The sequence below is a fragment of the Allobosea lathyri genome (assembly GCF_900108245.1).
Classification (GTDB): Bacteria; Pseudomonadota; Alphaproteobacteria; order Rhizobiales; family Beijerinckiaceae; genus Allobosea; species Allobosea lathyri.
Genome location: NZ_FNUY01000021.1, coordinates 49,734 through 55,859, shown reverse-complemented (window position 1 = coordinate 55,859; position 6,126 = coordinate 49,734). Strand labels below are relative to the sequence as shown.

General features: G+C 64.3%; 7 protein-coding genes. 1 reads left to right on the top strand and 6 read right to left on the bottom strand.

Annotation, left to right across the window (positions count from 1 at the left end; all coding sequences use genetic code 11):
* The coding region (locus tag C4S73_RS27280) for a transposase (RefSeq protein ID WP_146071522.1) at positions 1-336 on the top strand (336 nt) is incomplete at its 5' end.
* Positions 337-423: 87 nt separating this feature from the next.
* Here the strand turns inward: C4S73_RS27280 and C4S73_RS28835 are convergent.
* The 6 genes from C4S73_RS28835 to C4S73_RS27250 form a co-directional block, all read right to left on the bottom strand.
* The gene (locus tag C4S73_RS28835) at positions 424-1,077 is read right to left on the bottom strand and encodes a DUF930 domain-containing protein (protein ID WP_244595823.1); all 654 of its coding nucleotides are present in this window, start codon (positions 1,075-1,077) and stop codon (positions 424-426) included.
* Positions 1,078-1,242: 165 nt separating this feature from the next.
* Positions 1,243-2,451, bottom strand: a complete 1,209-nt coding sequence (locus C4S73_RS27270; protein ID WP_103875729.1) for a winged helix-turn-helix domain-containing protein — start codon at positions 2,449-2,451, stop codon at positions 1,243-1,245.
* 116 nt (positions 2,452-2,567) lie between these two features.
* Complete coding sequence (locus C4S73_RS27265; RefSeq protein ID WP_103875728.1) at positions 2,568-2,849, bottom strand: hypothetical protein; 282 nt, start codon at positions 2,847-2,849, stop codon at positions 2,568-2,570.
* A gap of 8 nt (positions 2,850-2,857) precedes the next feature.
* Positions 2,858-3,868 (bottom strand): WD40 repeat domain-containing protein, encoded by a 1,011-nt coding sequence (locus C4S73_RS27260; protein ID WP_103875727.1) that lies wholly within the window; start codon positions 3,866-3,868, stop codon positions 2,858-2,860.
* A 127-nt stretch (positions 3,869-3,995) separates the two neighbouring features.
* Positions 3,996-4,958, bottom strand: coding sequence for a CobW family GTP-binding protein (locus tag C4S73_RS27255; protein WP_103875726.1), 963 nt, complete (start codon positions 4,956-4,958; stop codon positions 3,996-3,998).
* 188 nt (positions 4,959-5,146) lie between these two features.
* The gene (locus tag C4S73_RS27250) at positions 5,147-6,097 is read right to left on the bottom strand and encodes a metal ABC transporter substrate-binding protein (protein ID WP_103875725.1); all 951 of its coding nucleotides are present in this window, start codon (positions 6,095-6,097) and stop codon (positions 5,147-5,149) included.
* Between the last annotated feature and the right edge of the window lie 29 nt (positions 6,098-6,126).

Sequence of the window (6,126 nt, the reverse complement as noted above, 5' to 3'; positions counted from 1 at the left end):
GGGCCTGTCACGGCGGTCACGCTCATCGCCCTGATGCCCGAACTCGGGCACGTCTCGCCAAAGGCCATCGCTGCCCTGACGGGCCTCGCGCCCTTCAACAACGACAGCGGACGCAGGCGCGGCCAGCGCATGATCAGGGGCGGAAGGCGCCGCGTCCGGCGAGCCCTCTACATGGCCGCGCTTGCCGCCATCCGGACATCGCCGCGCTTCAAGACCTTCTACGACACCATCCGCGCCCGAAGCGCCGCCGCCAAAGTCGCCATCATCGCCGTCGCAAGAAAGCTCATCACCGTCCTCAACGCCATGCTCAAAACAAACACAGCCTTCCAGACATGACCCCAAACGACACAGTTGCCGGATCGGCGCCGCTTCGCGGCTTGTCCGGGATGACAACGCTCCAAGCCAAGCTATACGCGAACTGATTTAATGCACAGGCGGCAAGCCGCGCGCTTCCCATTGGGACGATGGAACGGCCTCGCCGACGCGGAATTCGAAGGCGGCGACCCGCTTTCGGTCCGAAGTGAACTCGCATTTGAAGCGAAGATTGTACCAGCGCCGCTTGCTGCGGAAAGCAGCCCCTTCGGCCAGCAATATCCGGCCTGAAATTCTCGTGTCGGCCATGGCATAGGCGGCGAGCCTGTCGGGCTCGAACTCCTTCTTCCAGGCATGGATCTGGCTCATCGCCTCGATCGAGCAGAGCTGCTCGACGCGTTCATCTTCTGCGAGGTGGGGAAGCATCTCCCGTGCCTGCCGGCTGCGCGGGTCGGCGAGTGCCGTTTCCGACAGAAGACGTCTTGCCTTGATCATCGCGCCCGGCTCGGCGGGGGGCTCGGGATCAGGCTGCGCACGCACCGGCGGTTCCGGCGTTACTCGCGTAGGGAGAGGTGGCGTTTGAGGCAGCGGGGGCTCGACGGGGGGCGGAGTGATCGCCGCCTGGAACTGTCCGGGTGTCAGAAGCTCGACGTCGACGATGTTTTCCGGAAGCGGAGCCACATTGTCATGTGGCGGCATCACCGCCAGCGCCAGCAGGACCAGGAGAGCCAGATGCAGCAAGGCTGCGGCTGGCAGGCCCGGCATGGGCGCTCTGACCTGTGGGAGCGCCATAGCCGGCACTGCTCAGATTTCCAAGCATGCAAGGGGTGTCAGGCTGGCGAAGAGGGTCTGGATCACCCGACGGTTCCATGCGCTTGCCGTTCGGCGGGCGCAGGAATTCCCATCAACGCGACATTTTTGCGGCGGGTTTCAAAGAGCCGCTTCCGAAGGATCGGATGCTGGCACGGGTTCCTCGGACGGGCCGTTGGCGAGCTGGAAGCGTTCGAAGCGGCCAAGTTCCTCCTCGATGAGCGCTTTCAGCGCGGGCGTTCCCTGGCCATCGAGCCAGGTCCATTGCTGGACGAGCAGCTTCCCGCCGGCTCTATCCGTTTTCAGATCGAGCGCAGCCACGACCCTGTCGCCGACGAGCACCGGCAGGGCGAAATAGCCATAGGTCCGCTTTTCCTTGGGCAGATAGGCCTCGAACAGGTGCTGATAGCCGAAGAACAGGTTCAGCCGCTTGCGCTGGATGATCAGCGGATCGAAGGGCGAGAGGATGTGGACGAGGTCGGCTTCTGGCTGGACGGGCTCCTCAAGCACCTGCCGGCTTGCCCAGTGCGGGACCTTTTCAGCGCCTTCGATCTGTATGGCCAAGAGTTCCCGGCGCTTGACCCGCGCGGCGATCAGTTCGGCGACGTCCTTCTTGCGGGGAGCGTCGAGATGGCAGATCGAATCGAGGCTGACCACGCCTTGTGCGCGCAGCGCCCGGTCGAGCAGATAGGCCGTCACCTGCCGTTCGCTGGCCGGCGTCGGGCGCTTGTCCCAACCAAAATGCCGATCCATCAGCTCGTAGGTCTTGAGCATGCCGGCCCGCGCCGAGATTGCGAGGTCACCATCGTAGAAAGCGCGCTCGAGCAGGCCTTTCGAGGGCTTGCGGCTGGCCCAGAGATGTTCCTTCTCGGTCAGGACGTCGTCATCGAAGTCGCGGATCGTGAGCGCGCCCTCCTTGCGAATGCGGGTGACGAGCTTGCGGATCTCATCTCGGCCGCCGACCGCCGACCAGCGCCGCGGCTCGTCGCGATGCGCTTTCATCGCGCCGAGGAAGAAGCGAATATCGCGGGTCGGCACATAAGAGAGGGCGTGCGTCCAGTACTCGAACACGCTTTTGGCGGTCGATTGCGCCTGCGCCAGGTCGCCGCGCCGATAGGCGGGAATGCGCGAATACAGGATGTGATGGTGGCAGCGCTCGATCACGTTGATCGTATCGATCTGGACATAGCCGAGATGCTCGACCGCAGCCTGCGTGGCCTCTGAGCCGGAGCCGAACGGTTCGCGCGTATCGAGGCGCTGGGCGTGCAGCCAGATGCGGCGCGCCTGTTCCTGAGAGAGCGTGGTGAGCTTGGTCTTGCGGGGTGGCATGGCAGGCCCGTATTCGCGAAAGGCAGCGCCGAACCTAGCCCGGCGCGCCCAAGGTTATGTCAGCAGCATGCCGCGTCGCCCAACGCACGGCCATGCCCTGTCGTTTCTGCCCCACGTCAATTCGCGTCGGTCTGGAGCAGGTCGAGCAGCGCCTCTCGCGTTACCTCCGCCAGTGCCATCTGCAATTTGAACGCCTTGGTCTTTTCGCCCGGATTCATCACCAGGATAACGGTCTCGGTGCCGGGGCAGGCGGGGTCGGCGCAGATGATCTCGTTGACTGCGATTGCGGCAGCTTCGGGCAGGCCGAACAACTCGCGGATTTCTGCCTTGATGCGGTTTGCCGCCTGTGCGGCCTGCGCCTTGTCCGCGCTGCTTTTGCCGAAGAGGCCAAAGCGCATCGCGCGGCTCAGAGGGCCGGCAGGGTGAGCACGCCGGCCGCGCCGTCTTCGGTGCCGAAGGCAAGGCGCTTGCCGAGCTTGTCCCAGGCGAAAGCGGTGATGCCGCTGTCCCTGAGCGCCGGGCGCACTAGCAGTTCGGAGGCGTCGGTCAGCCTGACCAGCAGGATGCAGCCATCGTCATAGCCGATCGCCAGCACCAGCGCCTTTGGGTGGAAGGCCACGCGCGTAACCTTGGCGTGGCGCGCGCCGCATTCGCGCGGGGCCTTTCCGGTCGGCCCCTCGCCCTGGAAGGGCCAGATGATCGCGGCGTCCGCCCCGCTGGAGGCAAGCCAGAGCCCGTCATGCGACCAGGACAGCGAGCGCGGTTTGGCGGGATAGCCGGTCATGCGCATATGCGACGGCTTCTCGCCCAGCCGCCAGCCATGCAGCGCGTTTTCCTGCATCGAGGAGACGACGAAGCGCCCGTCCGGCGACCAGGTCACGTCGAGATGCGAGCCCTTCCATTCCAGGAATTCAGGCTTGGCCTCGGTGTTGGGGTACCAGAGCGAAACGCCGTTCATCTGTGCGATGGCGAGACGATAGCCCTTGGGCGCCAGCACCAGCCCCTGCGGCGTCGTGGTGACGTCGAGCGAGCGGACCCTGCCCTTGTCGTCGCAGGCATTGACCGTCTTGCCGGTGTTCCAGGCGATGCTGCCGGTCGGGGACAGGGTGACGGCGTCGATCCAGCGACGCTTTGGGTCTTTCGCCAGCTCTGCCGGTTCACCGTCCGCGCCGGTCGCGACCATGCGGCCATCATCGCCGCCGCTGATCAGCCGCTCGCCATCGCCGGTGGCACAGAGAATGCCGCCGGCATGGGCCTCGACCGTTTCAGCCGTGCCGTCGCGCCAGCGCAGCACGCGTCCGTCCGCGAGGGCGAGCGCCAGAGTGGTTTTCAGCCAATGGGCCGCCACGACATGCGCCCCGGCTTCGACGGGGACGACATGTTCGCGCAGCGAGACGGGTTTGGTGATGGTGTTCATGAGGCAGGGTCTAGCGCAGCTTGTTTTTCAAGGGAACCACGCCGTCATTCTCGGGCGCCGCAAAGCGGCGACCCGAGAATCTCAGGCAGGAGATGCCCGGGTCAAGCCCGAGCATGACGAGCGCACTTCACGCCGCGCAGGCCAAAAACCCCTTGCGCAATTCCGCTTCGTCGAGATCGCGGCCGATGAAGACCAGACGCGAGTTGCGTGTCTCGTCGACCTTCCAGTCGCGCTGGAGATCACCGTCGAGGATCATGTGAACGCCCTGGAAGACGAAGCGGCGCGGCTCGTCCTTGAAGGCGAGGATGCCCTTGGAGCGCAGGATGTTGGGACCCTGCACCTGGCTGATGTCGTTGATCCAGGGCATGAATTTTTCCGGATCGACATCGCCGGGGATGGTGAAGGAGACCGACCGGACATCCTCGGAATGATGGTGATGGTGCCCGGACTCAAGGAAATCGGGCTCGATATCGAGAATGCGGTCGAGATCGAAGGCGTTGCGATCAAGCAGATTGGCTATCGGCAGGTCGCAGCGCGTCGTCTTGTGCAGCTTGGCATAGGGGTTGATGGCGCGGATGCGGGCCTCGACCTCGGCCAGTTCCTCGGCCGAGACGAGATCGACCTTGTTGAGGATGATGACATCGGCGAAGGCGATCTGGTTCTTCGCCTCGGGTGCGTCCTTCAGCCGCTCGGTCAGCCATTTGGCGTCGGTGACGGTGACGACCGCGTCGAGACGGGTTGCATCGCCGACATCCTGGTCGACGAAGAAGGTCTGCGCCACGGGAGCCGGATCGGCCAGCCCCGTGGTCTCGACGATGATCGCGTCGAACTTGCCCTTGCGCTTCATCAACCCATCGAGGATGCGGATCAGGTCGCCACGCACGGTGCAGCAGATGCAGCCGTTATTCATCTCGAAGACCTCCTCGTCGGCGCCGACGATGAGTTCGTTGTCGATGCCGACCTCGCCGAACTCATTGACGATCACGGCGAATTTCTTGCCGTGATCTTCGGTGAGGATGCGGTTCAGGAGCGTGGTCTTGCCGGCGCCGAGATAGCCGGTGAGCACCGTGACGGGGATTTTTTCGGACATGGTCGATCCTGGTTCAGATAGCGGTCCGGGCAGGCCCGCACCCTTGATTATATCCTCCACCCGTCATCCCGGACGGAGCGAAGCGGAGATCCGGGATCCATCATAGGGAACTGCGCTCTACGATGGATCCCGGATCGGCGCTGCTTCGCAGCTTGTCCGGGATGACGATGGGTTGGCGGATATGCCTCTCAGGCCGGACCGGCGGCGAGCGCCTTTTCGATCTGGCTTATATTGTGTTTTATCATCTGGATGTAAGTCCCGGCCGGGCCCGAAGCGTCGGAGAGCGCATCCGAGAACAGCCGGCCGCCGATCCTGGCGCCGGTTTCACGCGCTATCTGCTCGATCAGGCGGGGATTGGTGACATTTTCCAGGAAGACGGCTTGAATCTTCTCCGCCTTCATCTGGCGGATGATGCGCGCGACATCCTTCGCCGAGGCCTCGGCCTCGGTCGAAACGCCCTGTGGCGCGATGAACTCGATGCCATAGGCCTTGACGAAATAACCGAAGGCATCATGCGAGGTGATCGCCTTGCGACGGTCCGCAGGGATACGCACGACCGCAGCCTTGATCTCGGTCTCCAGCGCATCGAGCCTTGCGAGATAGGCGGTGGCATTGGCCTCATAGCTCGCCTTGCCCGCGGGATCGGCGACACCCAGCGCATCGCGGATGTTGGCGACATAAAGCTTGGCGTTGGCGACGCTCTGCCAGGCGTGTGGATCTTCATGGCCATGGTCATGGCTATGCGCGGCGGCACCCTTCTTGCCGGCGGCAGGTTCTTCCTCCGCGGCCTCGATCGGCTTGATGCCGGTCGTGGCGGTCGCGACGACGCCCTTGGCGCCTGAGGATTTGATCAGGCGCGGCAGCCAGCCCTCGAACTTCAGGCCGTTGACGACGATCAGTCTGGCCGCGGCCATGCTCTTCGCATCGGCGGGGGTCGGCGAGTAGACATGCGCGTCGCCATTGGGGCCGACCAGCGTGGTCACTGCGACGCGGTCCCCCCCGATCTCCTTCACGAAGTCGCCGAGGACGGAAAAGCTCGCCACGACCGGCAGTTTCTCCTGCGCCCGCGCCGCGATCGGCGTGGTGGCAAGGATCAATGCTGCGGCAAGGCCCGCGACGAGTTCGCGTCGGTTCGACATGGCGTCTCTCCAGTCAGAAATGAAATACT

Excerpts from the sequence above, each read along its gene's own strand:
- C4S73_RS28835 (WP_244595823.1), bottom strand. The coding sequence starts at position 1,077 with ATGCCGGGCCTGCCAGCCGCAGCCTTGCTGCATCTGGCTCTCCTGGTC.
- C4S73_RS27265 (WP_103875728.1), bottom strand. The coding sequence starts at position 2,849 with ATGCGCTTTGGCCTCTTCGGCAAAAGCAGCGCGGACAAGGCGCAGGCC.
- C4S73_RS27255 (WP_103875726.1), bottom strand. The coding sequence starts at position 4,958 with ATGTCCGAAAAAATCCCCGTCACGGTGCTCACCGGCTATCTCGGCGCC.
- C4S73_RS27270 (WP_103875729.1), bottom strand. The coding sequence starts at position 2,451 with ATGCCACCCCGCAAGACCAAGCTCACCACGCTCTCTCAGGAACAGGCG.
- C4S73_RS27260 (WP_103875727.1), bottom strand. The coding sequence starts at position 3,868 with ATGAACACCATCACCAAACCCGTCTCGCTGCGCGAACATGTCGTCCCC.
- C4S73_RS27250 (WP_103875725.1), bottom strand. The coding sequence starts at position 6,097 with ATGTCGAACCGACGCGAACTCGTCGCGGGCCTTGCCGCAGCATTGATC.